Annotated in this window: 32 protein-coding genes; 3 read left to right on the forward strand and 29 right to left on the reverse strand. The window is 40.6% G+C overall.

Annotated elements, in window-relative coordinates:
- Positions 1–7: 7 nt before the first annotated feature.
- The 8 genes from lepB to yknW all read right to left on the reverse strand — a co-directional run bounded on the left by lepB (position 8) and on the right by yknW (position 8,300).
- A complete protein-coding gene (gene lepB / locus IEE86_RS07235; protein WP_318010273.1) occupies positions 8–580 on the reverse strand; it encodes a signal peptidase I in 573 nt (190 codons plus the stop codon).
- 209 nt (positions 581–789) lie between these two features.
- Positions 790–2,682, reverse strand: coding sequence for a PTS fructose transporter subunit IIABC (locus tag IEE86_RS07240; protein ID WP_191096603.1), 1,893 nt, complete (start codon positions 2,680–2,682; stop codon positions 790–792).
- 13 nt (positions 2,683–2,695) lie between these two features.
- Entirely contained in the window at positions 2,696–3,607 is a 912-nt protein-coding gene (pfkB, locus tag IEE86_RS07245; RefSeq protein WP_191096604.1) for a 1-phosphofructokinase, read from the reverse strand.
- Positions 3,604–4,359: a DeoR/GlpR family DNA-binding transcription regulator gene (locus tag IEE86_RS07250; protein ID WP_191096605.1), complete on the reverse strand. Its 756-nt coding sequence runs from the start codon at positions 4,357–4,359 to the stop codon at positions 3,604–3,606. The genes pfkB and IEE86_RS07250 overlap by 4 nt, the downstream gene beginning before the upstream one ends.
- 320 nt (positions 4,360–4,679) lie before the next feature.
- A complete protein-coding gene (locus tag IEE86_RS07255; RefSeq protein ID WP_191096606.1) occupies positions 4,680–5,873 on the reverse strand; it encodes an ABC transporter permease in 1,194 nt (397 codons plus the stop codon).
- Entirely contained in the window at positions 5,860–6,561 is a 702-nt protein-coding gene (locus IEE86_RS07260; RefSeq protein WP_191096607.1) for an ABC transporter ATP-binding protein, read from the reverse strand. The genes IEE86_RS07255 and IEE86_RS07260 overlap by 14 nt, the downstream gene beginning before the upstream one ends.
- Positions 6,558–7,664 carry an efflux RND transporter periplasmic adaptor subunit gene (locus IEE86_RS07265; RefSeq protein ID WP_191096608.1) on the reverse strand — a complete coding sequence of 369 codons (1,107 nt, stop codon included), beginning with the start codon at positions 7,662–7,664 and terminating at the stop codon, positions 6,558–6,560. Before IEE86_RS07265 ends, IEE86_RS07260 begins: the two co-directional genes overlap by 4 nt.
- 9 nt (positions 7,665–7,673) lie before the next feature.
- A complete protein-coding gene (gene yknW / locus IEE86_RS07270) occupies positions 7,674–8,300 on the reverse strand; it encodes a YknW family membrane protein (protein ID WP_191096609.1) in 627 nt (208 codons plus the stop codon).
- A 522-nt stretch (positions 8,301–8,822) separates the two neighbouring features.
- On the opposite strand from yknW, the gene IEE86_RS07275 reads away from it, so the two are divergent.
- Positions 8,823–9,200, forward strand: a complete 378-nt coding sequence (locus IEE86_RS07275; RefSeq protein ID WP_191096610.1) for a Rok-like winged helix domain-containing protein — start codon at positions 8,823–8,825, stop codon at positions 9,198–9,200.
- Positions 9,201–9,247: 47 nt separating this feature from the next.
- Here the strand turns inward: IEE86_RS07275 and moaD are convergent, their stop codons facing one another.
- The 6 genes from moaD to IEE86_RS07305 are packed head-to-tail and all read right to left on the reverse strand — an operon-like array spanning position 9,248 to position 13,382.
- Positions 9,248–9,481, reverse strand: coding sequence for a molybdopterin converting factor subunit 1 (moaD, locus tag IEE86_RS07280; protein WP_191096611.1), 234 nt, complete (start codon positions 9,479–9,481; stop codon positions 9,248–9,250).
- Positions 9,474–9,965 (reverse strand): molybdenum cofactor biosynthesis protein MoaE, encoded by a 492-nt coding sequence (locus IEE86_RS07285; RefSeq protein WP_224740864.1) that lies wholly within the window; start codon positions 9,963–9,965, stop codon positions 9,474–9,476. The genes moaD and IEE86_RS07285 overlap by 8 nt, the downstream gene beginning before the upstream one ends.
- Positions 9,962–10,486, reverse strand: a complete 525-nt coding sequence (gene mobB, locus IEE86_RS07290; protein ID WP_191096613.1) for a molybdopterin-guanine dinucleotide biosynthesis protein B — start codon at positions 10,484–10,486, stop codon at positions 9,962–9,964. Before mobB ends, IEE86_RS07285 begins: the two co-directional genes overlap by 4 nt.
- Positions 10,468–11,742 carry a molybdopterin molybdotransferase MoeA gene (locus tag IEE86_RS07295; RefSeq protein WP_191096614.1) on the reverse strand — a complete coding sequence of 425 codons (1,275 nt, stop codon included), beginning with the start codon at positions 11,740–11,742 and terminating at the stop codon, positions 10,468–10,470. Before IEE86_RS07295 ends, mobB begins: the two co-directional genes overlap by 19 nt.
- Before the next feature lie 12 nt (positions 11,743–11,754).
- Positions 11,755–12,771: a ThiF family adenylyltransferase gene (locus tag IEE86_RS07300; protein WP_191096615.1), complete on the reverse strand. Its 1,017-nt coding sequence runs from the start codon at positions 12,769–12,771 to the stop codon at positions 11,755–11,757.
- 29 nt (positions 12,772–12,800) lie between these two features.
- Positions 12,801–13,382, reverse strand: a complete 582-nt coding sequence (locus IEE86_RS07305; protein ID WP_191096616.1) for a molybdenum cofactor guanylyltransferase — start codon at positions 13,380–13,382, stop codon at positions 12,801–12,803.
- A gap of 83 nt (positions 13,383–13,465) precedes the next feature.
- Between IEE86_RS07305 and IEE86_RS07310 the strand changes: the two genes are divergently transcribed.
- Positions 13,466–14,383, forward strand: coding sequence for a coiled-coil domain-containing protein (locus IEE86_RS07310; protein ID WP_191096617.1), 918 nt, complete (start codon positions 13,466–13,468; stop codon positions 14,381–14,383).
- Between the two features lie 63 nt (positions 14,384–14,446).
- Here the strand turns inward: IEE86_RS07310 and IEE86_RS07315 are convergent, their stop codons facing one another.
- From IEE86_RS07315 to ahpA, 3 genes are all read right to left on the reverse strand, one after another.
- The gene (locus IEE86_RS07315) at positions 14,447–15,028 is read right to left on the reverse strand and encodes a Rok-like winged helix domain-containing protein (RefSeq protein ID WP_191096618.1); all 582 of its coding nucleotides are present in this window, start codon (positions 15,026–15,028) and stop codon (positions 14,447–14,449) included.
- 482 nt (positions 15,029–15,510) lie between these two features.
- Entirely contained in the window at positions 15,511–15,969 is a 459-nt protein-coding gene (locus IEE86_RS07320; protein ID WP_024424727.1) for a TlpA family protein disulfide reductase, read from the reverse strand.
- Between the two features lie 275 nt (positions 15,970–16,244).
- Positions 16,245–16,787 carry a biofilm-specific peroxidase AhpA gene (gene ahpA, locus IEE86_RS07325; protein ID WP_007498654.1) on the reverse strand — a complete coding sequence of 181 codons (543 nt, stop codon included), beginning with the start codon at positions 16,785–16,787 and terminating at the stop codon, positions 16,245–16,247.
- A 272-nt stretch (positions 16,788–17,059) separates the two neighbouring features.
- On the opposite strand from ahpA, the gene IEE86_RS07330 reads away from it, so the two are divergent.
- On the forward strand, positions 17,060–17,869 hold the full coding sequence (locus tag IEE86_RS07330; protein ID WP_191096619.1) for a mechanosensitive ion channel family protein: 810 nt from the start codon (positions 17,060–17,062) through the stop codon (positions 17,867–17,869).
- Positions 17,870–17,891: 22 nt separating this feature from the next.
- On the opposite strand, the gene IEE86_RS07335 is transcribed toward IEE86_RS07330, so the two are convergent.
- The 12 genes from IEE86_RS07335 to IEE86_RS07390 all read right to left on the reverse strand — a co-directional run bounded on the left by IEE86_RS07335 (position 17,892) and on the right by IEE86_RS07390 (position 26,214).
- A complete protein-coding gene (locus IEE86_RS07335; protein ID WP_003211408.1) occupies positions 17,892–18,134 on the reverse strand; it encodes a YkuS family protein in 243 nt (80 codons plus the stop codon).
- 50 nt (positions 18,135–18,184) lie between these two features.
- On the reverse strand, positions 18,185–19,363 hold the full coding sequence (locus tag IEE86_RS07340) for an N-acetyldiaminopimelate deacetylase (RefSeq protein ID WP_191096620.1): 1,179 nt from the start codon (positions 19,361–19,363) through the stop codon (positions 18,185–18,187).
- 183 nt (positions 19,364–19,546) lie between these two features.
- The gene (gene dapD / locus IEE86_RS07345) at positions 19,547–20,257 is read right to left on the reverse strand and encodes a 2,3,4,5-tetrahydropyridine-2,6-dicarboxylate N-acetyltransferase (RefSeq protein WP_008347987.1); all 711 of its coding nucleotides are present in this window, start codon (positions 20,255–20,257) and stop codon (positions 19,547–19,549) included.
- A 109-nt stretch (positions 20,258–20,366) separates the two neighbouring features.
- A complete protein-coding gene (locus IEE86_RS07350; RefSeq protein WP_191096621.1) occupies positions 20,367–20,825 on the reverse strand; it encodes a flavodoxin in 459 nt (152 codons plus the stop codon).
- Positions 20,826–20,840: 15 nt separating this feature from the next.
- Positions 20,841–21,734 carry a WD40/YVTN/BNR-like repeat-containing protein gene (locus tag IEE86_RS07355; protein WP_191096622.1) on the reverse strand — a complete coding sequence of 298 codons (894 nt, stop codon included), beginning with the start codon at positions 21,732–21,734 and terminating at the stop codon, positions 20,841–20,843.
- Complete coding sequence (locus IEE86_RS07360; RefSeq protein ID WP_191096623.1) at positions 21,724–22,200, reverse strand: flavodoxin; 477 nt, start codon at positions 22,198–22,200, stop codon at positions 21,724–21,726. Before IEE86_RS07360 ends, IEE86_RS07355 begins: the two co-directional genes overlap by 11 nt.
- A 121-nt stretch (positions 22,201–22,321) precedes the next feature.
- Positions 22,322–23,203 carry a LysR family transcriptional regulator gene (locus tag IEE86_RS07365; protein ID WP_099728658.1) on the reverse strand — a complete coding sequence of 294 codons (882 nt, stop codon included), beginning with the start codon at positions 23,201–23,203 and terminating at the stop codon, positions 22,322–22,324.
- 96 nt (positions 23,204–23,299) lie between these two features.
- A complete protein-coding gene (gene cbpB, locus IEE86_RS07370) occupies positions 23,300–23,743 on the reverse strand; it encodes a cyclic-di-AMP-binding protein CbpB (RefSeq protein WP_034281593.1) in 444 nt (147 codons plus the stop codon).
- A gap of 146 nt (positions 23,744–23,889) precedes the next feature.
- A complete protein-coding gene (gene abbA / locus IEE86_RS07375) occupies positions 23,890–24,081 on the reverse strand; it encodes an antirepressor AbbA (protein WP_003210802.1) in 192 nt (63 codons plus the stop codon).
- 149 nt (positions 24,082–24,230) lie between these two features.
- Positions 24,231–24,746 carry a ribonuclease H-like YkuK family protein gene (locus tag IEE86_RS07380; protein WP_191096624.1) on the reverse strand — a complete coding sequence of 172 codons (516 nt, stop codon included), beginning with the start codon at positions 24,744–24,746 and terminating at the stop codon, positions 24,231–24,233.
- Positions 24,747–24,890: 144 nt separating this feature from the next.
- On the reverse strand, positions 24,891–25,133 hold the full coding sequence (locus IEE86_RS07385) for a YkuJ family protein (RefSeq protein ID WP_003212254.1): 243 nt from the start codon (positions 25,131–25,133) through the stop codon (positions 24,891–24,893).
- 184 nt (positions 25,134–25,317) lie between these two features.
- Entirely contained in the window at positions 25,318–26,214 is an 897-nt protein-coding gene (locus tag IEE86_RS07390; protein WP_191096625.1) for a manganese catalase family protein, read from the reverse strand.
- Between the last annotated feature and the right edge of the window lie 205 nt (positions 26,215–26,419).

Below are 26,419 nucleotides of genomic sequence, written 5' to 3' on the forward strand. Positions count from 1 at the left end.
GGTGCTTTTATTTTGTTTGCCGAATGTCGCCAAATGGGAAGAAAACAAATTCTGATGTCCCGACAATCCGATCCTTTTCAATGAGTCCAAGTCCATTTCGGCTGTCCATGGAATTAAGTCTGTTGTCCCCCATCACAAAGTAATCGTTTTTCGGTACTTTCACTGGACCAAAATCCCCCGTCAAATGCACTTCATACTCTTTCGCATGCGCCTTGTTTTCTTTTAAATAAGGCTCGTCTACTTTTTTACCATTGATGTAAAGGGTATCATCCTTCATTTCAATCGTGTCTCCTGGAAGGCCGATCAATCGTTTTACATAATGAATTTTCTGACCGTCTTTTCCATTAATAATAACGATGTCACCGCGTTTGACCCTACCGAGATAGTTAATGGTTTTGTTGACAAACAGCTTTTCCCCGTCATGAAGGGTTGGTTCCATTGACTCTCCTTCCACTACATACGGCTCAAATATAAACGTACGGATGAGAAAGACGAGCGCAAGTGCAATCAAAATGGCTTTGATCCATTCAAACAGTGAACTTTTCTTCTCTGTTTTGGCTTGCTTTGCATCAGATTGAATGTCATTTTCGTTTTGTTTGTTTTCTTCGTTCAAAATACTGCTTCCTCCTAAGACTTTCTGCTAAAAGACTTGAAACGTGAATTGAATAACTTTACTTTATCATATGTCATTTAAAAATTCACAAGACAACCATTCAATTAGATATTTTTTCCTAATTTGTTGATGATTAAACTAAAAGAAGCACCGTTTTTCACGATGCTTCTTTTCAATTACGCTTCTTGATTGACTGGTTTTTTCAAAATACCAAGTAAAAGCGCTGTGACAACGGCACCGATTAAGATGCTGATGATATAAAGAACTGGATGATTGGTTACCCAGAAAACGAATAGTCCGCCGTGTGGTGCAGGAAGCGTGACTCTAAAGAACTCTGTTAATCCGCCAGCAACTGCTGCACCTACAACAGCTGAAGGAATCACACGCAGAGGATCTGCCGCTGCAAACGGGATCGCCCCTTCAGTGATAAAAGCGGCCCCCATGAAGTAGCATGTAATACCTGCTTCGCGGTCACGTTTTGAGAATTTATTTCTAAAGATCGTTGTCGCAAGAGCAATACCTAGTGGTGGAACCATTCCGCCTGCCATAATCGCAGCATGAGGGGCATAGTTCCCAGCAGCGATCATCGCAAGACCAAATGTGTAAGCCGCTTTGTTAATTGGGCCACCCATATCAATCGCCATCATACCAGCTAAAATAATTCCCATTAAGACAAGGTTTCCAGTACCTAATGATTCAAGCCAGTGTGTTAATCCGTCCATCACCATTTTGACTGGCGTGTTGACAACATAATGCATAATAATACCTGTAAAGAAAATACCGAACAACGGATACAGCAGTACCGGTTTAATCCCGTCGAGTGACTGCGGGACGATTGTGAATACCTTTTTCAAGAGCACCACGATGTAACCAGCAAGGAAACCAGCAATTAGTCCGCCTAAGAATCCTGCACCTGCAGCAGAGGCCATAAATCCACCGACCATACCTGGCGCAAAACCTGGACGGTCTGCAATACTCATGGCGATAAATCCAGCTAATACAGCAACGATTAAGGCAAGCGCATTATCTCCGCCAATTCCTTTTAATACAGCTGCGAATGAATTGAAAGAAGGATCATTAGGATCTGCTGACTTAATTCCCCAGAAGAATGAAATCGCAACGAGGATACCGCCCCCAACAACAAATGGAAGCATGTTGCTTACACCACTCATTAAGTGCTTATAAAATCCACTTCTTCCCCTACCAGATGATTCATTTCCGTCTTTTGAAGAGCTCCCGCCTGAGCCTTTATAGATCGGCGCATCCTGATTGATTGCTTTTTCAATCAATTCCTGCGGACGGCGAATTCCAGCTGTCACAGGTACTTCAATGACATGTTTGCCTTTAAAGCGTTCCATTTCAACTTGTTTGTCAGCTGCCACAATGATGGCTGGTGCTTCTTCAATTTCTTTTGCTGTCAGGGCATGTTTAATTCCACTTGAGCCGTTTGTCTCAACTTTAATGTCAACGCCCATTTCTTTTGCTTTTTCTTTCAAAGCATCTGCCGCCATAAAGGTATGTGCAATACCAGTTGGGCAAGCTGTCACCGCTAAAATCTTAGCAGGTTTTCCTGATGCAGCCGGCTCCTCATTGACTTCCTCTTCTTCTTCATCATCCTTGTCATGTGTATTGATGATGTCAATGATTTCATCTTCAGTTGCCGCTTCAAGCAGTTGCTTGCGGATTTCTTCACGCATAAGAAGTGTTGATAAACGAGAAAGTGCTTCTAAATGCGTGTTGTTTGCGCCTTCAGTTGCTGCAATCATAAAGACTAAATGACTTGGCTGTCCGTCAAGTGATTCATAGTCTACACCAGCAGTCGAGCGTCCAAATGCAATGGCAGGTTCTTTCACACTTGATGTTTTAGCGTGAGGGATCGCAATTCCTTCGCCAATACCAGTCGAGCTCTGTTTTTCACGATTGATAACAGCTTCTTTGTAGCCTTCTTTATCATTTAATTTGCCTGCTGTATCTAATACAGTGACAAGCTCTTCAATGACTGATTCTTTCTGCTGGCTATCTAATTGAAGCTTAATCGTATGCTTCGTGAGTAGTTCTGTAATTTTCATGGTGACTCCTCCTTTAAATGCGTGTGACTTTTACTTGTGGTAATAGGGTGTCAACAAGCTCTTTTGTTCCAAGCTCCTCAGAAAATGCTGTAGCGCTTCCTGATGTAACACCAAGCTTAAATGACGCTTCTATTGAAAGACCTTTCGAAACGCCGGCTAAAAACCCTGCAACGACTGAATCCCCTGCACCAACTGAGTTGATGAGCGTGCCCTTTGGAACATTGGACTGATAGATGCCTTCGTTACTGAACAAAAGGGCTCCGTCCCCTGCCATGGATACGATGACATGTTCAGCACCTTGTTCTAACAGCTTTTTTCCATAAGGAATGGCTTCTTCTGCAGACGAAATACTTGTATCAAACATTTCACCTAACTCATGATGGTTTGGTTTCATTAAGAACGGTTTCAAATGTGCAGCTTTTTTTAACGCTTCCCCAGAAATATCAAGTACCACTTTTACGCCTTGCTGCGCGCATACTTCAGCAATACGCTCATACGTGTTATGAGGCAATGAAGAAGGAATGCTGCCAGCTAATACAACGAGATCTCCTTCAGTCAATGAAGTAAATTGGGATAGAAATGACTCAAATTGCGTTTCTGTAATACTTGGTCCCAGTCCATTGATTTCTGTTTCTTCACCTGTTTTTAGTTTCACATTTATTCGTGTATCTTCTGACACCTCGTGAAAGGCTGTTTGTAATTGTTCGTTTTGTAAAAAGTCTTGAATATATTTGCCTGTAAAACCGCCAATGAATCCAAGTGCTTTCGATTCAACACCGTGACGTTTTAAAAGCCTTGAGACATTGATTCCTTTACCACCTGGATATTTTTTGTCGTAGGTTGAACGATTTAAATCGCCGACAGCAAAATTCTCTACATGTACGATGTAATCAACTGATGGGTTTAAAGTAACTGTATAAATCATGTTTTCACTACCTTTATAACCGTTTTTTCATGGTAATTATCGAATGAATCCTCTATTGCATCGTTTGTGATAATGGTCGCTTCCTGTAAACTAGCAAAGGCCGAAAACGATATTTCGCCAAACTTTGAGGCATCTGATAAGATATAGGTTTTTTTCGCCTGCTTCATGGCTCTTTTTTTCATGAGCGCTTCCTCTGGATCAGGTGTTGTAAACCCCGCCTCGGGATGAATGCCATTCGTCCCAACAAAGCTTTTGTCAAAACGGTAATTCTCCATCGCTGTCAAAGCTGCGGCTCCCACCATGGCTCCTGTTCGATGTTTGACTGATCCGCCTATCAGGTAAAAAGAAATGCCTTTTCTCATGAGTGCTTCAATGTGCATAACACCGTTTGTCACCACAACAATGTCTTGATCTGGGTCGATATATTCAATCATTTGCTGTGTCGTCGTACCAGCATCTAAATAAATGCAATCGCCTTGTTTTAAAAGCGATGCAGCTGCCTGTGCAACCAATGACTTTTCTTGAAGGTTTTTGGCAGATTTCTCGAATACATCTGGTTCAAGGCGAATACTCGATATCTTCGCCGCTCCCCCATGTACTCTTTTGAGGAATCCTTTTTCTTCAAGGGCTGATAAATCTCTTCTAATTGTAGATTCAGAAGCATCTGTCATCATCGTTAAGTCCTGTATTTTGACGACATCATTTTCTTCTAAGTAATCGATAATGAGTTGGTGTCTTTCCGGTGTCAACATGAAAACACCCCCTTTTGAAAACGTATTCATTTTGCGCGCACCTTTATTGTAATCGCTTTTTTCTACATTATCAATACAAAACAATCAAATACATTCAATAACTATCAAAATCTTTCACAATGGTCATCTTACCTTTATATGTACCATTTGTAAACTGAAAAATATGTGACATAAAGATGAAAGTCATGATATTAGCATTTCTATCATTTTTCATTTCATTCAGAGGAACTAAAAAAAGCCTTTATGCGATTTGCATAAAAGCTTCAGATGCTTCATTCAGGATGAAGACAGACGATTTGTTGCTCTTTTCCTTCACCGTATTATTCATACCTAAGCGATTCAATGGGATCAAGTCTTGCTGCTTTATTCGCAGGGATTAACCCAAAAATGATCCCAATAAGCATACTAAACAGCACACCGCCACACACCACTTGCCACGACACAAGAGATGGCCAGCCGGCAAATAGGGACACGAGCGAGGCACCACCTAAGCCAAGTGCGATCCCCATCAACCCGCCGATGAGTGTTAAAACGACAGACTCAATTAAAAACTGAACAAGTATTTGAGCCCTGGTTGCCCCAAGTGCCTTTCGAATACCAATTTCCCTTGTCCTTTCTGTCACAGAAACGAGCATAATATTCATGACACCGATGCCGCCGACAAGTAAGGAGATACCGGCAATGGAGCCAATGATCGTTGTCATAATAGATGTAATTTGACCGATGCCTGCAGCGATTTCTTCCATATTCATCATTTCGTAAGCATCTTCTGTACGGTGATTTTCATTTAATAAAGCAGCCGCGTTCTTTCCTACTTCCTTCATTTGATCAGCATGCGCTACTTGAATAGACAATTTATCATATTCATTTAAACCAAATGTTGAGGTGAGCATCGCGAATGGGACATATATTTCATTCAGATCAAATGAAAACATCCCTTCCTGTTTTGCTAAAACACCGATGACTTCAACAGGCTGTCCGTTCATCCAAATCATCTCGCCTAATGCCTTTTGTCCATTAAATAGTTCTTTTTTTAGACCTTCTGAGATGAGAGCTGCTCTTCTGCCGCTTCTAAAGTCAATATCTTTTAAATCCTGTCCTTCTGCTATTTGTAATGAATGTACATTCGTATAACCTTCATTAATGCCGTTCACTGTAGCATCAACTGTCGTCTCTTGAAATCTCAATTGCATTCCTTGTGCCGTCGAGGAGGCGATCTGTTTCACCCCATTGATTGTTTGAATACTTTTTATGTCTTCTTCAGTAAATGCGGCTTCAAATAAGGCATTTGGATTCGCATGTAACTCTTCATCAGAAGGTGTATACATCATATCAATGGTATTGTTTGGCCCTGAAATCGATTTTTTCAACATTTGCTCACCGCCTTGACCGATGGCCACAACTGCAATGACCGACCCAACACCAATAATAATCCCAAGCATCGTTAAAATAGAACGTAATTTATGAGCTAATACAGAATTCAGCGCTATTTTGATATTTTCAAAGAGTTTCATTCATAGCGTCCCCTTGCTTCCAACTATCTTCAACGAGGCGACCATCTCTCACAATGACCGTCCGATTTGTATATGCAGCTATTTCTTCTTCATGAGTCACAAGCACAACCGTTGTCCCTTCCTCATTCAGCTGTGAAAACTGTTCCATAATCGAGAAGCTTGTTTTTGAGTCAAGAGCGCCTGTCGGTTCATCCGCTAAGATAAGCTGGGGTTTATTGACAATTGCACGTGCAATCGCCACCCTTTGCTTTTGACCTCCTGATAACTCACTTGGCATATGTTTCATTCGATCCGCCAAACCAACCTTTTGAAGTGCTATCTCCGCACGTTCTCTTCTTTCCTTTTGACCGATACCAGCGTAAATCATCGGGAGTTCAACATTTTTCCTCGCATTTAATCTAGGCAGCAAATGAAATTGCTGAAAAACAAACCCAATGGATTGATTTCGAATCACTGCAAGCTCTTGATCCTTTGCTGCTGACAGCTCTGTTCCTTGAAAATGATATTGTCCTGAGGTTGGGCGGTCTAAACAGCCGATGATATTCATTAACGTCGACTTTCCAGACCCCGAAGGCCCCATAATCGACATATACTCGCCCTTTTCAATGACAAGATCCATTTCACTTAATACATCAAATGTTTCTTGTGCAACCTCATAGCTTTTTGTCACGTTTGAAAGCTGAATCATTCAGCATTCACTTCCATTCCGTCATACATGTCATCTGATGGATTTGCAATGATTTGATCCTCTGTTGTTAAACCTTTTGTCACTTCAAGAACATGACCTGACGTTTCCCCTAGGTTCACTTTTACTTTTTTCAGTACATTCTTCTCCACAACATAAACATATGGTCCATCATTCTCTTTTTTCACTGATGTTTCAGGAATCGTTTGCGCTTGGCGCTTGTCCGTTTCAATTTCCATGATCATTTTAAAGCCTGGTTTTGCCTCAGGTTTTTTCCCCTTTATTTCAATTTCAACTGGATATTGAACCGTTTGATCACTAGCGTTTGTTTCTGCTGTTGACTGGGCAGGAACGGCGCCCACTTTTTTCACCACTCCTTGCCAGCTCTTTCCGCGAATGACATCAGACGTTATCTTTACTTTTTGTTTCTTTTTGACTTTCATAGCGTCATACTCAGAGATCAAGCCTCGCACGATCATTTTTTTCTCATTGCCAATATGGATTACCGGCTGTCTATCTTCCAGCTTCCCTGCTACAGCATCTTGCTCTATGGAGATCACTGTTCCTTCAATTTTGCTATGTATCGTTAAATCTTCTATTTGTGCTTTTACTTTTTCTTGGTTGAGCTCGGCTTGTTGTTGTTCTAATTGAGCAGCTTTCAATTCTAATTCAAGCTGATCTCGCTCGTTTTTAAGGTTAGAGCTCGACTCGTCTGTGTTTGTTTGCTTTAATTCACCAAGTCTATTTTGCAATTGTTCTAGTTTTAACGTACTTGATTCAGCTGCTAGCGCTTGCTGTTTTTGTTCAAGATCCAGTTCCTTATTTTCATAAGTCAGGAGCGGCGTTCCAGCCTTTACCTTTTCCCCTTCTTTCACAGCAATCTCTTTCAGTTTCCCCTTTTCCTCTTCTACATAAATGTATTGCTCCTCAGAGAATGAAAGTGTCCCAGGTGTCATCACAGTTGATGTTATTTCTTTTGGCGTGAGTTTCACTGTTTTAAATGCTGCTGTAGAAGCAGGCTTTGATTGGTTTTTTGCAATGTTAAATCCAATAAATAGACCAATCACAATGATCAAAATGGATCCGATGATGATTTTCTTTCTCATAAAGACATTCTACCCCCAGCTTACTGATATGTTAATTGCGTTTCCTACATATTGGAAAATTAAAGAAAGTACATAAAAAACGCCGACAATGGTCCAGGATATTTTCGGCGAAATACGGCCGACTTGGATAAATAAAAAGCCTGTTAAAACGAGACTCCAAATGACAAACAGATCAATATTGGCTAACACAGCATGCCAAGGACCTGATAGGTGAATGAGCGCGTTTAATGACGTGACAGTGATATCCTTTGGAACATGGAACAAGACGACTGCCAAATGAGAAATAATCGTTCCTATGATCGTAATTGGTGTGATATACAGCACACCTGAAAACAGCTGCTGAAACGACGCATCTCCTTTTGCTAAAAAGACGATAAATTTATAGATTGCAGCGTTGATGACGATCCCTAGAATAAGACCAATTAGCGTCGTCACATACACAACAGGTAGCGGTACGCTTAATTCCGCCCACAATCCAGCATTTACGAGCTCAGATAAATAAGTGACAATGACTGTCAATACAAGCACGCAGCATAATGGCCACCAAACGACTGGATTTTCCCACACTCTTTTTAAATGCTCTGTTGGTCTTATGCTCACGCCTATGATCGTAGGCTTGTTTAATGTTTTTTTCATCAGATGTCATCCTCTCCATATGCAGTAATAATCCAAAAACGTTCCACCGTTCTCTTATTGTTTCTATTTTATCAAAAGATTGCCAATAAGTGATAGATCATTTGATTTTCTTATTTTTTCATTAAGGAAGAATTGTACCTATTATTCTACTTTCACAAACAACAACCTCCAAATCACACCTTGATTAGACCATATTCATAGCAAAAAATAAGGATTTCACTTACCTAAAAACATTTTATCAAGTAAACAACATGCCTATCGGAATAAATATCCTTTTCCTATGGATTCGGATGGTCACAGTTAAACACAACAATTTTTTGTTAAAATAATCCTAGTAATGATGACGAATCCCGGCTTTATAGGGCCTTGATCGGTTTCTTTTATAGAACAACAGAGACTTTAGTATCAATACTTTCATATTAAAAAATTAAAAATAAAAGGATTTTACTTGATCAAAAGTTATTTTTTCATATAATGTAAAATAGAGGTAGGTTAAATGATAGTGGAAATGGAGTCAAGTGAATGTTAAGAGAAAAATTGAAAATGCAATTGATTTTACTTTATGAAAAGGAACAAGAAGCATGGCAATACTTTCGAAAGGAAAGAGAACTGATTTATCATGAGCTCAAATTACTTGATATGAAAGAAAGCAGACCCTCTAATGACAAAATATACTACGCTGCAAGATGTGTAGATATTATTAAAGAGAAAAAGGGAAGCATCGTAAGCACAAAAGAATTAAAAGAACAGCTTCAAGCTCAAACAGATTTCAATGTGAGACGAATCAGCGAATTGTATGATCTCATCCAGCAGCTCGATCCTCACATTTCTAAAGCACGAAGGGGATGTTTTATTTACGAAGATCATACCCAAGTACCTCTACAAGCTTTTCACACATAAAAAAATTGGTTACAGCCGCTGGCCATAACCAAATCCTCTAATATCTATTATCCACCACTTACAGGAGGAATGAGTGCAACAGTGTCCCCGCTACGCACTTCTGTGTTTTCCCTCGTATATATTTCGTTGACTGCAACCATCACATGCTGTGCAGCATCAACACCATATACCTCCTGTAATTCTATTTTAATCTCATCAACCGTTGTTTTCTCTTTTTGAATGATGATGTGTTGTTTACCGGCCTTCTCAGCGAGGCCGGCAAACAATAATACGTTAATCATGCCGATCACCTTCTTTTTCCTTCAGTTGAAGATCGCTAGGTTTTCCTTCTGGATAAGAAACTGTTTCAAGCTGATCACCTATCCAGGCTTCTCCATCTTCCCAGTATTCTTTTTTCCAAATTGGAACGATTTCCTTGATTCGTTCAATGGCATATTCATTGGCTTCGTATGCAGCCTTCCTATGAGGAGACGAAACGGCTATCGCAACAGCAATATCAGTGATCTCAAGTGTCCCAATCCGGTGCACAATGGCTGCTTCCGTATCAGGCCACCGTTTCATGATTTCTTGTCCAATTTGACTCAACATGCTTTCCGCCATTGGTATGTATGCTTCGTAGGTTAAACGTAAGGTTTTTTTGCCATTTGTCCACTCTCTGACCGTCCCGATAAACGTCGTAATAGCTCCTGCCTTTCGTCTTGTCACATGCTGAATCAATTCACTTACATCAATTGGCTTTTTTGTTATTTTAAAAAGTTCACTCAAGCAAGACTGCCTCCCTTCAATAAATGAAAAGCACATGTCATCCCGCGATTTTCAAAGGCTGAAAACACAGGAAACGCGTAATTTTCGGTTAGTTGAAATTCTTGAGAAAAATAAATGGCTGCTTGTATATTGGAAAGTGTTGAAAGGTCGATGAGCTCCTGTTCATTTTTTACGCAAACGATTTTGCGATAAGGTGCCTGTTTGTATCCCTCAATGAGGACGGCGTCTAACGGGAGATGTTTACACATATTGAGCAATTGCTCTAACGTCATGTGCTGCATTGAAAAGTGACATTCACCTTCTCCTTCAACACCTGCGGCAAATGCACCCGCTCGAACATATCGATCGGTATCTTTTTCTTTAAAAAGACGATCTGGTTTCCCGCCATGTCCATGATGTTTGAAGCAGCCCAGCTTAAGTTTTTCATGATCAGCCAACTGACATAATTTTTCGATTAATGTGGTCTTGCCGCTATTTTGATAGCCGACCACCTGTAATATGCTTAATTTGTCATCCAGCATGGAGAGCCACCACCTTCGTGTTGAAACAGCAGAACATTGACCTGATCACCTGCTTGAAAACCTCTTGTTCCCCCAGGCAAAACGATCAAACAGTTGGCATCAGCAATAGAGGTCACTGCACTTGATTTATCAAGACCAGTTGGCGTCACACTCAGCTCGCTGCCAGTATATTTAAATGCTGCTCTGACAAATCGAGTAAAAGGATTGGCTTTTGGAAAATCATGCGTCAGCTTTGCCAAGGCAAAAGAAGGATATGGATTTTCTTTCAAGCACCATCTAAAGATGATCGGTTTTACAAATAATTCAAAGCCAACAAAGCAGGCAGCAGGATTTCCTGACAGCCCAAACAGCAATTGACCATTTGGCAGCGCAGCAACGGTCGTCACACTTCCCGGTCTCATGGCCACTTTATTAAACAAAACCTCCGCACCTAGCTTTTCATAAATCGCAGGCAGAAAGTCAAAATCACCCACTGACACACCACCTGTTGTGATGAGCATGTCTACCTTTTTCAAAGCTGCTTTTACTGCACGATAGCTTTGATCAAAATCATCGGATACACCACCTAAATCAAGCGGCTCTCCTCCAGCTTCTAGAACCTGCGCGAAGACCATACTAAGATTACTGTTTCTAATTTTGCCGTCCACCATGGCATCACTTATCTGAAGAAGCTCTGTGCCTGTTGAAATGATGCCGATCACAGGCTTTTTGACAACTGGCACCACTGCATATCCGAACGTCGCCAGTATGGCCGTGACGCCTGGAGTCACTTTTGTTCCTTTTTTAACCATTACTTTCCCTTTGAGGGTTTCTTCTCCTTGACGAGAAATATGATCCCCTTTTTGCAGAGGTCTTTTAAGTGACATAAATGATTTGCCGTCTTTTTTGAATGTCTTAGTCAGCTCAATCATGATGACAACATTTGCCCCATCTGGAATTTTTGCACCTGTCATGATGCGAATGGCTTGAAACGGGCCGATGGTTTTGGGTGAAACAATTCCTGCACCAATATGATCAATGACCTCAAATTCAACCGGATGCTCGCTTGATGCTTCCTTTGTATCTTCTGCCCGAAGTGCAAAGCCATCATACGGAGATCGATCAAAGGCAGGAACATCATGATCTGCCACAATATCCTCTGCAATGAATCTCTCAAGACTATCCTTTAAAGGAACCCATTCTACCTCTCCATGCTTTTCATATTGTTTGACTTTCTTAATTGCCTCTTCTACTGGAATTGGCTGTCGTCTTTCCATCTTGTCTCACTCCTATATGGCTAGCAGTCTTGCTAGTAATGAATTGGCTACCTTTTCATCATTTGTCCCATGAATTAATGCACGTCCTCCTTTAAAACAGACAATACGGTATGTTTCATAGCGTACATGGATTAAGAAGTCGTTCATTTCCACCTCACAAACAGATGTCAAGCGCTCCTTCAAATGCTCAAATGATAGGTTCGCTAAATCCTTCGACACGATTTGAACTGTGTCCCGCCCGCAGAGGATCGTCGTTTTTTTACGCTGATCCTGCACATATGGGTAGGTTCTTTTCGTGCCGCAAGATGGACAGTCCTGCTGCTTCGTACGAGATACATCCATTTTAAACGATGTAGACTGCCAAAGATCAAATGTGACAAATTTCCGCTCGATTTGATCTTCATGTCCTGTTAAATATTTTAGTGCCTCAGTTTGCTGATAAGCAGAGACCATTTGAACAGCAGGAGAAATAATCCCCGCTGTATCACACGTTAAGCCGCCAACAGGCATTGCTGTGAACACACATGATAAGCACGGCGTTTTATCCGGCAGAATGGTCATATACATTCCCTGACTGCTCACACAGGCGCCATATATCCACGGCGTCTTCGTTTCCAGCGATAAATCATTCATCACCATTCTTGTCTCAAAGTTATCTGTCGCATCAATGACGATATCCGCTCTCTGAAATAATGGCCTTAACAGCTCAGGTCCAGCATCTTCAATAAGGGCATGTATGGTCACTTCATGATTGATCTCTTGGAGACGTTTTTTTGACGCAATCGCTTTTGGCACATGTGCTGTTGCATCATGTTCCGTATAAAGCTGCTGCCTCTGTAAATTTGAGAACTCTACATAATCACGATCTATAATCGTCAAAGTGCCGATTCCAGACCGGACAAGCCCTTCAGCAGATGCCGTTCCAAGTGCACCAGCTCCAACGATCAGGACATGACTTTCAGCAAGCGCATGCTGGCCTTTTTCCCCTACCGGAGGGAACAAAATTTGTCTTGAATATCGCTCCTTCAATGCTGTTCTCTCCTCATCGTTTTTATGTATCATATCATACCGTTTTCAGGTAAATCGCTTCTTTTATTGATATTGTGAAATTCGTTTGATGTCACGTTTAGTTCGTCCTCTTGAACAACGCGCACCCGAAGCTTTTGAAGCAAGTCTTTGATGGCTAATTGATTCTCTTTTAAACACGCATGAATACATGGTAAACAGCGGCGGTGATAAAGCGCAAACAAGGGTTGTAATCTGCCCTTCACAAGCGGGATAACGGCATCTACATGCTCGTTGCAATAGGACGTTAATGCCTCGGCTGTCTCTTTTTTTATAAAAGGCATATCACATGCAGCCACTAAATACCAGTTCGCTTCTTGCTTTTGCATAGCGGTATACATGCCGGCAAGCGGCCCGCACCCGCGCATCTGTTCATCATCTAACCAGACAGCTTGTTCACCTCTTGCTTTGAAAAAAGGCAGAAGTGCTGGATGACTGATGATGATGGTTTGACCATCCAAAAGCTGTTTTTTAACATGCTCATACAGTGGTTTCCCCTGATACATATGACTTGCCTTTGGCTCCCCAAAACGTCTGGAAGCTCCTCCAGCTAATATCACATTCACTACGCTCATCGTCTCATCCCCCTTTGATATGGTTGTTCTAATTACACTCGTTTCGCATACTTTATTGGTAACATGAATAAGGAGGTCTATCTATGAACCGGCGCCACGCTTCTCCCCTATTCCATGATCTATCGCAAGAGAATTTATATTTAAAAGCTGAAAACGCCAAATATCAACAGATGATTTCTGATTTACAGTCCTCATATACGTATTCTAAAAATAAGAAGTTAACTCAAGAATATCATGAGATGAAAAAAGATTTCACGCAATTAAAACAGCAATTGGATGAAATGACCATTGATCAAGACGATGCGGCCTCTAAAATACAGGATCTCTCCTACAGCAAATCAGAATTATTACATAAAATCGTCCTTCTCCATGAGATGCTGCAAAAGGAAACCTATCATAGAAGAAAAGAAACAGAAGAAAAACACCGGCTGCATTTAAAAGTTGTCAAATACAAGGAAATCTCTCAACAATTAAATGAACGCGTGCAGGATCAAGATAAACGGCTTGCAAAAGAGGAGAAAAAAGGAAATACTTTATCCGCTGTGATTGAAAAGTTGCAGCAAACACTAAGCGATAAAAACGCAGAGCTCCAGTTATTACAAGAAGGCGTCAGGCACCTTCAGGAGCGTTTTTATGAAACACAAGAGAAAGTACTGCACATTGAAAAAACAAAAGAAACGATTTTTTACGAAACGCTTACCAGCTATCAAAAACAGTTAGCAGAAAGCGAGGAATGGATCGCATCTCATTTTGCTGATATTGACCAGTCAGCTCAAACAAATCCACAGCCCTTCTCACGAGACCCTATCCTGCAAACAATGGAAGGCATTGAACCTATTTTGAAAAAACTAAATGAACAAGTTCAGACACTACAGGCACAAGTCGATGCAGTGCAGCGAAATGGAGAGGTCATGACAGTGAAGATCGACGGATTCAAAAAGCAGCAGGATCTCATGCCGAAAGAACGAAAGATTGTCTATACAGTTGACCAAAAGAAATGAATAGCTCATGATGTAAGAAATAAAAAAACTGCCGGCTTTTACGCCCAGCAGTTTCTTTTTTATTTATTCGTCTTCTGTTTGAATGTCGCCTTCTAAAATATACTGTCCGCGATAAGGCTTCTTCACTTCAGGATACATTTTAATTAAGCTTTGCATAAACGTGGTCATATTAGGAATTTCAAGACCGCTCTCTTTTTCAATCTCTTTTTGAAGCTCTGAGCTTTTAATTGCCGCATTATGACGCTTTAACGTTTTGATCGCAGCCTCGCGAAGCTTAGCTGCCTTTGAACCAGGTCTAGCTGTGCCTCTTCTGCGTCTTGTCGATCCTTCAGGAATACCTACAGGTGCACCGTTTAGCTGACCTGTTCCTAATGGTGATGTAGTATTTGATTGTGATTGCGCCGGCTGCTGATAGCTTCTCATTTCTTGCGCAGCTAGCTCAGCTAATACAGGCAATGAATCCGTCTTTCTTTCTGTGCGCACTTCTTTTTTCGTATCTGTCACTAGACCTGTTCCTTGACGGTCTAATTCTCTTAATTTTGCATAAATCGCATCTCGTTCAATTTGATATTCACGAATGACCTTCACTTCTGCTTCGTTTAGTTGTTCCAATCGTAAACGTAACGCTTCCCTCTCATTAAACAATGGATTTTCCCCCTCATCATATAAAAAATATTCTATAGTAAATATTAGATTAGAAAACTAATTTTATCAACTATTTTTTTATCATTTTACAGTTTACTAACAGATAGGTATTTTCAACTAAAATTTTGCCAAAGAGGAAAAATCGGCACCCATTTCATTGCCACTATAGGCTTTTGACAAACTATAAAATATTGTAAAAAATTTGAATAAACGCTTATACTACTTGATTTACATCGTTATTTACCAAACTGAAATTTCTTTTGTGCAAAAACGTTCTGAATAGTAAAAAGTTAAAATCTTTACATTTTCATTTCAAAATAAAAAAGTAAATAGGTCGTAATACCTTTTTGTTTCAGGGATATTTTTTAATCTTCTCCCTCATTTTCTCTTTTCTTAGGAAGAACACCTACATGAAAGGTCCATCCAGTGCAACATGTCGCCTATTTTTACCCATGAAAAAACCCCCATTTATGGGGGGAAGTCTATTCTGCAGCCTTTTCAGACTCAGAAAGAACTCGATTGACACGTTTTTCAAGCATTTTCATCCCGCTTCCGCCAGCTTGGAAGTGGCGCAGAGCACCTGTTTTATCAAATACATAATATGCTGGTACATATTCGTTTTCAAAGGCTTCTGTTAAGTGATGGTCACTGTCCACGAAGATTGGCTGCGTGATTTCATGCTCTTTTGCAACCTCTTTGATTTTTTCTAGATCTAGATCATCCTCTGAACGCGGCATATGAACTGCCACAACGTTTAGTTGATCCTTGTATTCATCACGGAATTGATTGACTTGAGGCATCGCCTCTTTACAAAGATGACAGCTCACTGACCAGAAATGAATCAAGGTTGGTTTGTCCCCAATCAGATCTTCTTTTGTTACTTCTCCATTTAACCATTCTTTTGCACCAGTTAGTTCTGGCATTGGTTGACGTAATTTCATTATGAAGCGCCTCCATCCATTGTATGTCTCGAAACAAAAAGGTCTAACATCAGTTAGACCCCAGCGTGTAGACAAACCCTCGCATTCGGTGTCAGCCTGCGTGCCGGTGCTCACGAATATCGAATTCGCTCCGCTCCAGTACTCGTCCTTCCTAGGGCTGCAAAGGTTTTCTATCACGCTGAAAAGAAGACAAAGGACTAAAATAAACAACATTTTAGCCCTTTGTCAACAATCTGAAGGTCTAACATCAGTTAGACTGTTTCTTCAACTATCAATTAAAGTGTTTTTTGACCAGGCTTCCAGTTCGCTGGGCAAAGTCCACCAGTTTGTAATGCTTGAAGAACACGTAATGTCTCATCTACATCACGACCGATATTGTTGTGGAATACTGTTTGATATTGAAGTTCGCCTTCTGGGTTAATGATGAATAGACCGCGAAGTGCAATTCCTTCTTCTTCAATTAAAACGCCGTATTCTCTAGATACTGTGTGGTTTGTGTCAGCAGCTAGTGGGTATTTTAATTCACCTAGACCATTGTCTTTACGGTCTGTGTTGATCCAAGCAAGATGCGTATGGATTGTATCAGTAGATACACCAATGATTTCTGCATCTAAGTCTTCGAACTCGTCATAACGATCGCTCATTGCTGTAATTTCAGTTGGGCAAACAAATGTGAAATCCATTGGATAGAAGAAAAGTACTGTCCATTTGTCATTCTTGATGTTTTCCTCTAAACTTACTTTACCAAATTCCTTGTTAGCAAGTACTGCTTCCATTTCAAAACGTGGAGCTTGTTTTCCTACAAAACGCTCTGCCATATGTAAATCCCTCCATAAAATAATATCTTTATACAGACTTCTTAGCTGTATATAAAATGAGAATCAAAAGTTAAAATTCTCATTTAGTTAATAACTTCACAATTACAATTATAATACTTAAGCGATTTTTAGTCAATATTAATTAATAATAAATTTAATTAACGATTTGTGACAATCTCTCGATTCAACTAACAAAAGTTTAACATGACTTGCATAAGGGAACAAATGATTAGCTTCTCTTAAAGAGCATACATAGAAAGGTTTTGAAGAACATGAAAGCATTTGAACAAGTTGATTGGGGTTCCATTATCCTCAATAGCAGTATGATTTTGCTAAAATTAATCGCTATTTTTGTGCTTTATTTTGTCATCAGAGCCATAGGGAACAAGATGATTAAGCGCGCCTATTCCACATTCTCTGAGAAACATGAAGTCTCTTTATCACGAGCTCAGACACTGCAAAGTCTTACGCTAAATATCTTCGCCTATTTATTAATTTTTATTCTAGTTGTCATGATCCTCGACTTATTTCATTATAACCCGACCGCTTTACTAGCTGGTGCAGGTGTTGTTGGGCTTGCGATTGGTTTTGGGGCTCAGGGGCTAGTGAGTGATATTGTGACAGGATTCTTTATATTATTAGAAAAACAATTTGATGTGGGCGAATATATAACGGTCGCTGGCTTTGATGGGATCGTAGAACAAATTGGGCTTAGAACAACGCAGCTTCGAAGCTTTGATGGCACCCTTCATTTCATTCCAAATCGAAGCATACTGAATGTTAGTAACCATTCAAGAGGAACCATGCAGGCACTCGTTGATATTGAGCTATCTCCAGACGAAAATGTGGATCAGATGATTACAGCCCTACAAACTGCCTGTGATGAGGTACGAGAGGAAACCCCTCAAATTATCGAAGGTCCTCAGGTGGTCGGCGTGGAGGCGTTCGGTTCGTCTTCCCTTGTGCTGCGCATCATTGCGAAAACCGAAACAATGGAGCAATGGCGGGTAGAACGAATCTTACGCAAAAAAATGAAAGAAGTGCTCGATATAGAGAAAAAGCAAAAAGAACCGGGTTCCTAATCTACCGGTTCTTTTTCTTGTTTTATTGAACACGCTGTTCTACTTCTTGACAAATTTCATCAGCCGTCATACCTGACGCTGTAATAACGGATGCCTTTGTCGTTGTGTCTGAAATGCCAAGAACATTTGAATCTAGCCCTGTCACCACATAGCAATCACACTGATCCATTTGCTGTTCATTTTGAATGCGTACGACGTCATACCCTTTTTGCTTCAACAGTTCTTCTACATCGGATAAAGATGGTTCTACACCAATTCTTGTCATAATCAAGAACACCTCCTGTTCATAAGGTGTACAGGAGGCAGCTCGATTATTCATTCACCTGATTGCTTTTTAAAATAAGCCGTCATGACGTTCACAGCTGTTTCAATCGCTTTTTCATCAGGCATGAGTTTTGCATGGTGCAGGCCATATTCTGAATCGACCCCTAACCAAAACATGAATCCGGGATATTTTTTCAGCATGTAGCCAAAATCCTCTCCCGTCATAGCTTCTCTGCATTCAATGACATTCGCAAGCCCTTCTTCGGCTACATATGACATAAATTCCTCTGTCAGTTCCTTTGAATTGTCTACTTCGTAATAAGAGGAAGGGTATCGAACGGTTGCCTTGCATTCGTAGCCAATTTCAATCCCTTTTGCTAGCGCTTCAATTCGTTTTCTCACTTTATCCATAGACTCTGGTGAAAGTGTACGAATGGTTCCATCGAGTTTTGCGTGCTGCGCAATGATGTTTTGAGCCGTTCCGCCAGTAATCGTTCCAACTGTAATCACCGCACTATCAAGAGGATCAACGTTACGTGAAATGACCGATTGCAGCTGACCTACAAGTGCACTTGCAGCAACAACCATATCATTTGCTAAATGGGGGTAAGCGGCATGTCCGCCTTTTCCTTCTAAATCGATCACAAGCTCACTCGTATTGGCAAATAATATCCCAGGCTTTGTTGCAATCGTTCCAACTGGATATTCAGGTGCAATATGCAGCGCTGTAATAAAGTCTGGCGTCCACTTTTTCAGGACATCACTTGCAAGCATCGGTTCAGCTCCGCCTGGCCCTTCTTCTGCCGGCTGGAAAATAAATAATAGATCCTCTTTGATCGGCTCATGAACAAAATGATCAATGATACCAAGAGCAATGGTCATATGAAGGTCATGTCCACATGCATGCATGTTCCCCTCATGCACAGATTGAAATGGATACCCAGTTTCCTCAGGAATCGACAGGCCGTCCATATCTGCACGATAAGCAAATACGCGCGCCGGATTTGTTCCCTTTACTTTTACAAAAAGCCCAGTCCGCCATGTTTCAATCTCTATTCGCTCCTTTGAATACATGTCGAGATGCTTGATGAGATACGCTTGTGTTTTAAATTCTTGAAAACCAAGCTCAGGAATTTGGTGTAAATCTCTTCGAATGGCTATTAATTGCTCGTGATTTAACAAGTGAACTCGCTTCCTTTCCACTATACGAATAAGAAGTGGATATATCATCCACTTCTCAGCGTGTAGACAAACCCTCGCATTCGGTGCTCGTCCTTCCAAGACTTCAAAGGTTTTCAATCACGCTGAAAAGAAGAAAAAGGGCTAAAATCAAGATCATTTTAGCCCTTTGTCAACAATCTGAAACGTGGATATATCATCCACGTCTATGTCTTCTGCTGCGAATTGTATAAATTAAAGCTGACGCAGTTCTTGTTTGATTTCAGTCTTACCTTTTGTTTTTTCATCAATGTCTTTGATTTTCTTTGCAGGTGTACCTGCTACAACTGTGTAAGGCTCTACATCGTTGACAACGATTGCACCAGCCGCTACAACCGCACCTTTACCAATTGTTACACCTTCTAAAACAACAGCGTTCGCACCGATGACAACATCATCTTCTACGACGACTGGTTTAGCAGACGGCGGCTCAATCACACCCGCAAGAACAGATCCAGCACCGATATGACAGTTCTTACCTACTGTTGCGCGGCCACCAAGCACCACGTTCATGTCAATCATCGTACCTTCGCCGATCACAGAACCGATATTAATAGAAGCACCCATCATGATGACAGCATTATCACCGATTTCAACTTGGTCACGAATGATTGCACCTGGCTCAATACGTGCTTTAATGTTTTTCAAGTCTAGCATAGGAATCGCAGAGTTACGGCGGTCATTTTCAACGACAACGTCTTCAATTTTATCTTTGTTTGATGCGAGCGCTTCTTGAATTTCACTCCACTCACCGAAGACAACACCAGTGTTCCCTGTGATAAACGTTTTTGCATGTTCACCAAATTCAATACCCTCTAAGTCTCCTTTGATATAGACCTTGACAGGTGTTGATTTTGTACTATTTTGAATAAATGAAATAATTTCATTAGCGTCCATTTGTTTCATGTATGTATGTCCTCCTCTTAATTTATACTTCATTACTGTACCAAAGGAGAGTTTTAATGACAAGTGAAACCATTGTCTTCCCATTGGCAAATAAAACAAGCGGGTCCGATTATCCCGCTTCTTGCTGGTGAAGATGAACAAATTGCTTGCCAAAAGAAATCAATTCCTCTTCTTCGTCTCCTTCTGGATTCAGCTCAATTTTAATTGATGGCAGGACAATGTCACCCCCGAGCTCCTTCACTTTTTCTTCAATCAAGTCAACAGCTCCACAAAAATGCTCATAAGATGTATCTCCAGAACCGAAAACAGCAAATGCTTTCCCCGTTAGATCAAGCTCTTCCATTTCTTCATATAAATCAATAAAATCATCTGGAAGATCACCATCTCCCCATGTATACGCACCTAACATAATATGCGAGTAATCATTGAGCAGCTCGGCATCAATATCCATCGCTTCATGCCGGTCCACGCTAGCTCCTGCATCCTTTAATCCTTTTTCAATTAAATCTGCCATGGCTTCTGTATTCCCAGACATCGTGGCATATACCAATAAAACCTTTTCAGTCACTTTTCTTCCTCCTTATTAATGAATCAGCGCAGGCTCCTCATAAGGTCTGACAAACTTACTTTCATACAAACCCGCGCAGAAAAAATTTTCGTTTTGATTGGCTACACGAAAACCGTGTCCCTTGATCGTATCAAACCATTTAAGCTCTTTTTGCTCTATATCAAGCTGATACACTTTAGAAAATCCGTGTTCATCTTGTGAGGTGGTCACATACACAATGCCATTATCCTCTGACACATCCAAAAACGATTCTTCTCTAGCGAAGGCCTGCGATTGAATATCATGAAGGATATTTGTCTGTAAATCTAAGATTTGAACAGACCCTTTTTTGCCTTTTTTTGAGCCTAATGCACAAACAAGAAGATGTTCCTGACAGAGCAGCATAGAAGCTGTCATTCGGTGCTCTTCTCTGTTTAGTAGAAAAGCCTGTTCACTTTGTAAGTCATACACCCATATTCCTCCATGAACCTCATGAATTTGTGTACCGATATAAAGGTGGTCTCCTGCAGCACATAAAGAGCGAATGACAGGAGGCTGATTCACATGCGCAAATGGCTTCATAATTTCCCAGGAAATTCCGAAATCAGTTGACACATAGATACTGTGCTTTCCATGGGCACACACAAATCCATCTTTGCGTCCTGTAATAGACCAAACGACTGCATTTGTTGGAAATGATGATAGCGCCCACGTATTGCCCTCATCTCCTGACCTGATCACTGTTCCATTTTCACCAACTCCAAATAAATAAGGCCCAATATAGCTGATGGCATGAATTTTATGCTTAAGCTTAAACAGCTGCTGCCACCCGCTTTCAACACTATAGTGAAAAATACCTTCCCGTTTTACAGCGACAAAGTATCCGCCACTTTTAGAAGCAGCAACGGCTGTCGCTCCTTTATGAAACATGATTTTCAACTCGTTTCTCAGACAAAGAGGCCCATGTTAAAAAGCTGGTGGCAAATTCCTGACAGCACGCCACATCTTCATCTGTATCTGGGGCAAGCTCCATTTTCAATGTTTCAGGAAAAACGGATGCACCGGTTGATTTCAGCATGTCATGGAATGTATGGACAGCCTCGCAAAACTTCGGATAGCTGTAATCGCCAGATCCAAACACAGCTGCTTTGATGTCACTAAGCTCAAGCGTAGAGACCTCTTCATAAAAATCCTCTGCTTCATAAGGCAAATCTCCATCACCCCATGTATAAGAACCAATGAATACGTAATCGTATGAGGAAAGGTCCTCTGCGTTCGTATCATCAAATTCCAGCATCTCTGTATCTATCCCTTTTCCTTCAAGCGTTTGTTTTAAGATCGCTGCCATATCTTCCGTATTGCCAGACATACTTGCAAATGCAATTAGTGCTTTCATCTATTGGTCACCTCATCTAAATGATAATCATTTTCAATTATTATATGTACACTTTAAATGATAATGATTTTCATTGTCAAATGATTTCATAAAAAAAGCACCTCCTATTTTAAGAAGGTACTTACACAGCATCACTTTCAAGCATTTCTTTCACCACACCGACAAATGCTTGAACCTGTTTTAACTGAAAAGACGCTTCATAGCCTAGAAGCCATGTGTCACGTCCAATTTGCTCTCCATTTACATCGACGAGCGGGGTTTTATGAACACTTTTTTCGTGGTCATATAAGGTAACAGACGGCAAAATGGCATAGCCGATCCCATGATAAGCCATTTGTTTACATGTCTCAATCTGGTCCACAAGAATCGTCTGCTTTGGGGACACTTTAAATTTTTGGTGCCACCAGTGCTGAATTTCCTGATAATAGGTGCTGTCGCTTTTAAATTGAATAAATGGGCGTTCTGTCTCGATTAACTCATCCACGTCCTTGATCACGGAATCAACTAAATATAAATGATCTGTCATCAAATATTCCTTTGTCCCCTTCCAATCAGGGTTTCCGCGAATGATGCCAATGTGCACATGGTCTTCATACAAGCTTTTGAGCATCTCACTACTCCATCCGGTGACGAGGGAAACTTTGGCATTCGGATATTTTTCAACATACCGCTTTAACACCTTAGGCAGCCAGTGTTGTCCAATAATAGACGCAACGGCAAGCTTGAGTGTGCCATGAATTTCTCCTTCGAGTTCATCGATTCTCTCTCTCACTCGATCTTGCTCCGTCGTGACCTCTTTTGCAAACTGGATAATCTGTTCACCTGCTGAAGTCACTGTCAGCCCTTTTTGTGAACGAAAAAAAATTTTAGTTCCCCATTCCTTTTCGATCGTTTGCAACCTTTGAGATAGAGCAGGCTGAGAGACAAAGAGCCGCTCCGAAGCCTTTCTCATATTCAATTCTTCACTTAGCACAACAAGCATATGTAACTCTTGAAGCTGCATGGGCGTCCCCTTTCCCTCTATAAGTTTTTCTTATTCCTTATGATCATTATATAAATTTTAACTTATGAAGGCAAAAAAAATAAGCTGGGCTACAGCTCATTTTTTCGCGGAATGAATGACCTCATTTAAGCGCTTTAATACAACACGCCTAGTAAAAATTCCTTCAAATACTTGCTCCTCATTTTCTACACAAACAAATCCATTATTCGTCACAGCATGAACGCCTTTTAGCACAGGATCAGTCGTTTTGAGTCTTGGAATATCTGTTAACATGACCTCTTCTACCTTTAACTGGTCCAGTTTCTCGAATTCAATTCGTTCTAAACCAAAGATTTTATCCATGATCATATTCGTTCCAATCAACCCGTGTAGGTGGTAGGAAGCATCTAATACTGGTATGGCTGTATATCCAGTTTTTGTCAGAACCAATAGGGCATGCTCAAGATTATTTCCAATTTGAACATGTGCCACTTTATCTGCATCAATCATATGCTCTGCTACTGTTGACTCAAGTAATTGAGTCGGTTCTATCTCTATCATGTTTCTTCGACCCCTTTTCTCTCAATCATCAATCATACATTCCCCTTTACGATTAAGCATAAACTAAAACGAAATTTGTCGAAAGATTTTTTCTGCATAAAAAAGATACTCAGCCCCCGAGTATCTAATAGAATGTTAAACCAATATTAATTCTCAAACCTTACTCTGTCATACAATGTGATCAATTGCTTATACGTATTGTCGTCGACATTTTTTGTCCCACATTCTATATCATTGATCTCACTGCTTAGTAATTCGACAGCATATTCCTGATTCAGCAATACGTTTAATAATAGCTTTTTCTCTTCTTCATTAAAACGATTTTCGATGACGCTCATTCAACATCAGGCCCCCTGTTTCATATATGCTTTTATATTGATTAGCAGGCTTTTGAATGTCTGCTTCCTCTCTATACAGCTAGAATAAGGAACTAGAATCGAATCGTCAACCGCACGTTTCGACAAGGTTTGGAGAAAAATGACGGAATTTATTTTGTGTATCGATTAGCATAGCAAAATGCTGCATATGAGTCGGGTTTTATTTTTGCTTCAATTCCCATAGCTGTGATCATTCCGGTCATTTCCTGGATCAGCTCTTTCGTACTTCCTTTTTTGCCAATATCTAGATGAGCTTCAAAACGGAGGTCTGCCCCTTCCTCAGCAAACGGAAGAAGCAAATCCATCAGTTCTGTTAAAGGCCCCTCTAGTATGTCTGCACATACCTTTTGGCTAAACGCTGTCTCTAATGAAATTTTTTCTCTAAGACTTTGCACAGGCCTGTTGATCACTTGTTGTGTGAGACAGCCCCAAGCTCCTTTGCCAATCCGGTGAAGATGAATGGCAGTCATAAATTTTGTGACATTCTGATTGACCTGAGAGTCCGTACCAATTGATAACACATAGACGGATCTAGGGTCTTTTCGAATAAAGTCTTTCATTCTCATGACGACATCAGAAAACGCTAAATGCTCTTCAGAAAGATTGTAGAAAAAAGAATCACTCACAGAAAGGAACTCCTTTTTAATGGTCTCTTATCCGAAAAATGCGCTGATTGATCATCTTCCATTTGTACATCACCTATGATGACAAGTGTATATTACTGCAATACACGAAGGAATTCTCAGAAAAAACATTTCATACGATTCAGCTTAGGATTGTAGAAGTTCAAAAATTTCAATCGAAATCATATCAATGTTGTCAAATGGGAAAGTGTTTGGCTTATCCCCTTGTTGAAAAACAGTCAATTCAAACGTTTGATTCTTTTCGAAATACTTAACACTACAGATTTTCTCACCGTTCACTTCGAAATAACGCTGTGCCGGCTCGTTTGCAGCTTCTGCTGTCTCTTGAAGACTTTGCAGCCTTGTAATGATACCCATTAATTGTGACATTCTAAAAAAAGACTCCTTTCAAAAAAACAACTCAAGATGAACCCGTATTGATTATACACAAGTCCTACAAAGCATCATACCATAAAGTGTTCTCAGATGATATTTTTCCTCTTGAATTCAAAAAAAGAAAAAGAATCTGTTTTTTTATTTTGAGTCTTTTTTCTCTTCTCATACAAGATGTTTTTTATAAACCGGCTGATCTCATGAGCCGCTTGGCAATTTCGTCAAAATCCTCTTTTGAAATACCTGGGGCGAACTCTTCCGGTAATTCTCTATAATCTGGTACAGGTGCACCTTGCGGGGTGCCCTCAATGACTGTCAGCGGCTTCCCATCAATCGGATGGCTACCTTTCCAAATTTTATTGATATCCTTGTAATCCGTGTCACTAAATGTGTAAAGCTTTGTATGAATGTTTTGATCTTCAAATTTTCTAGCAGAGTCAAAGTATTTGTTGTCGAGGTTTGGAATTGGCAGCATCTTCCCGATATCTACTCCTGTGGCTACCTCAAGCGCTTTTGCATATGCCACAACATGCACACCGCCCCTTACAAGTAAATATCCAATCATCTCTCTTGCTGTAGGGTGATCCGTCATTTCATATACACGCATTTTATGCGTACGAGCTCCGCATTCAAGGAAGAAATTATGAAGAAGATCAAGGATCAGGTTACCACTTGAGAACACATTCTCTCCTGTCCAAGGTTTTGCCATTGAATCAAATGGGTAGCCTGTTTGTGCCGTTTGAATAAAATGCTGTGTGTTTCGTTTATCAACAGCCGCTTTCATCGGTGTCGTATCTGGATCTCCGCCATGGGTGGTCCCCGTAATCATAAGATTCACAGCCGTTGTCACAAGCTCTACATGACCGAATTCTTCAGCTGTAATACTTGATACGAGGTCATAAAACGGTTTGAGTTTTCGTTTCCCTCTAAAATTAAAGGATTGAAACATGTAATTATTTAATGTGGACATTTCACCAAATTTCCCGCCAAGTAATTCTTGCACAGCTGCGGCCCCATTTGCATCTGGGTGATCTGGTCTTGGCAATTCAATCAGCAGCCGCTTATCACGTTTAATCATGATGTTCCCCTCCTACCGTCTAACTATCATCACTTAAGATGTATGGAGAATTTGGGCTGTCCTATGCATAAAGGAAAAGATTGAAGCACAAAAAAAACTTGGCGGGGGTAGCGCCAAGTTTTTTGGATCTTGATCTGATAGAGGGGTTGGGGAACAGAGAGTAGCTTCTCTCTATAACTAAATGATAATGATTATCAGTTTCATT

The sequence above is a fragment of the Bacillus crepusculi genome (genome assembly GCF_014764715.1).
GTDB lineage: Bacteria > Bacillota > Bacilli > Bacillales > Bacillaceae > Bacillus.

Bases quoted from the DNA above. Each gene is read 5' to 3' on its own strand.
- IEE86_RS07265 (WP_191096608.1), bottom strand. From the start codon at position 7,664: ATGAGAAAGAAAATCATCATCGGATCCATTTTGATCATTGTGATTGGT.
- IEE86_RS07330 (WP_191096619.1), top strand. From the start codon at position 17,060: ATGAAAGCATTTGAACAAGTTGATTGGGGTTCCATTATCCTCAATAGC.
- IEE86_RS07335 (WP_003211408.1), bottom strand. From the start codon at position 18,134: ATGACAAGAATTGGTGTAGAACCATCTTTATCCGATGTAGAAGAACTG.
- IEE86_RS07355 (WP_191096622.1), bottom strand. From the start codon at position 21,734: ATGTTTCATAAAGGAGCGACAGCCGTTGCTGCTTCTAAAAGTGGCGGA.
- IEE86_RS07365 (WP_099728658.1), bottom strand. From the start codon at position 23,203: ATGCAGCTTCAAGAGTTACATATGCTTGTTGTGCTAAGTGAAGAATTG.
- ahpA (WP_007498654.1), bottom strand. From the start codon at position 16,787: ATGGCAGAGCGTTTTGTAGGAAAACAAGCTCCACGTTTTGAAATGGAA.
- IEE86_RS07240 (WP_191096603.1), bottom strand. From the start codon at position 2,682: ATGAAAATTACAGAACTACTCACGAAGCATACGATTAAGCTTCAATTA.
- IEE86_RS07340 (WP_191096620.1), bottom strand. From the start codon at position 19,363: ATGATATATCCACTTCTTATTCGTATAGTGGAAAGGAAGCGAGTTCAC.
- cbpB (WP_034281593.1), bottom strand. From the start codon at position 23,743: ATGATAGAGATAGAACCGACTCAATTACTTGAGTCAACAGTAGCAGAG.
- IEE86_RS07385 (WP_003212254.1), bottom strand. From the start codon at position 25,133: ATGTCACAATTAATGGGTATCATTACAAGGCTGCAAAGTCTTCAAGAG.
- IEE86_RS07390 (WP_191096625.1), bottom strand. From the start codon at position 26,214: ATGATTAAACGTGATAAGCGGCTGCTGATTGAATTGCCAAGACCAGAT.
- mobB (WP_191096613.1), bottom strand. From the start codon at position 10,486: ATGCTGGATGACAAATTAAGCATATTACAGGTGGTCGGCTATCAAAAT.
- IEE86_RS07250 (WP_191096605.1), bottom strand. From the start codon at position 4,359: ATGTTGACACCGGAAAGACACCAACTCATTATCGATTACTTAGAAGAA.
- IEE86_RS07320 (WP_024424727.1), bottom strand. From the start codon at position 15,969: ATGAAATTACGTCAACCAATGCCAGAACTAACTGGTGCAAAAGAATGG.
- dapD (WP_008347987.1), bottom strand. From the start codon at position 20,257: ATGAAACAAATGGACGCTAATGAAATTATTTCATTTATTCAAAATAGT.
- abbA (WP_003210802.1), bottom strand. From the start codon at position 24,081: ATGAGCGTCATCGAAAATCGTTTTAATGAAGAAGAGAAAAAGCTATTA.
- IEE86_RS07260 (WP_191096607.1), bottom strand. From the start codon at position 6,561: ATGATTCAGCTTTCAAACGTGACAAAAAGCTATGAGGTTGCACAAGAA.
- IEE86_RS07310 (WP_191096617.1), top strand. From the start codon at position 13,466: ATGAACCGGCGCCACGCTTCTCCCCTATTCCATGATCTATCGCAAGAG.
- IEE86_RS07305 (WP_191096616.1), bottom strand. From the start codon at position 13,382: ATGAGCGTAGTGAATGTGATATTAGCTGGAGGAGCTTCCAGACGTTTT.
- pfkB (WP_191096604.1), bottom strand. From the start codon at position 3,607: ATGATTTATACAGTTACTTTAAACCCATCAGTTGATTACATCGTACAT.
- IEE86_RS07360 (WP_191096623.1), bottom strand. From the start codon at position 22,200: ATGAAAGCACTAATTGCATTTGCAAGTATGTCTGGCAATACGGAAGAT.
- IEE86_RS07295 (WP_191096614.1), bottom strand. From the start codon at position 11,742: ATGGAAAGACGACAGCCAATTCCAGTAGAAGAGGCAATTAAGAAAGTC.
- IEE86_RS07275 (WP_191096610.1), top strand. From the start codon at position 8,823: ATGTTAAGAGAAAAATTGAAAATGCAATTGATTTTACTTTATGAAAAG.
- yknW (WP_191096609.1), bottom strand. From the start codon at position 8,300: ATGAAAAAAACATTAAACAAGCCTACGATCATAGGCGTGAGCATAAGA.
- moaD (WP_191096611.1), bottom strand. From the start codon at position 9,481: ATGATTAACGTATTATTGTTTGCCGGCCTCGCTGAGAAGGCCGGTAAA.
- IEE86_RS07255 (WP_191096606.1), bottom strand. From the start codon at position 5,873: ATGAAACTCTTTGAAAATATCAAAATAGCGCTGAATTCTGTATTAGCT.